Source organism: Mesorhizobium sp. dw_380 (assembly GCF_018588885.1).
Lineage (GTDB): Bacteria > Pseudomonadota > Alphaproteobacteria > Rhizobiales > Rhizobiaceae > Mesorhizobium.
Window position 1 is genome coordinate 1 of the sequence record NZ_JAFFIW010000158.1, and the last position, 344, is coordinate 344.

The following is a 344-nucleotide window of genomic DNA, read 5'->3' on the forward strand; positions in this document are numbered from 1 at the left end:
GAAGCCAAGACCCTGCAGCAGAGCCTCGGCATGGCTTGCGAATTCCTCGATGATTTCGACGCTCCAAACTTGTCCTGCGAGTTCCGCGAGGATCGCGGATTGATAGCCCAGACCAGTCCCGATCTCGAGCACCGTTTCGTGCGGTTGGGGAGTAAGAAGATCGGTCATCAAAGCGACAATGAAGGGCTGCGACACGGTCTTATCGAAGCCGATCGGCAGCGGCATGTCCTGGTAGGCATAAGGCGCGACCGCAGCTGGCACGAAGAGATGTCGCGGGACCCGCCGCATCGATGCCATCACCCGCTCATCGAGCGTTGCCTTGCCGAGTTCTTCGCTTGCAAGGT

General features: G+C 59.3%; 1 protein-coding gene. It reads right to left on the reverse strand.

The features are described 5' to 3' along the window. Positions 1–344: protein-L-isoaspartate O-methyltransferase family protein (locus JT360_RS33350; protein ID WP_214477745.1), on the reverse strand; the 344-nt coding region annotated here is incomplete at both ends.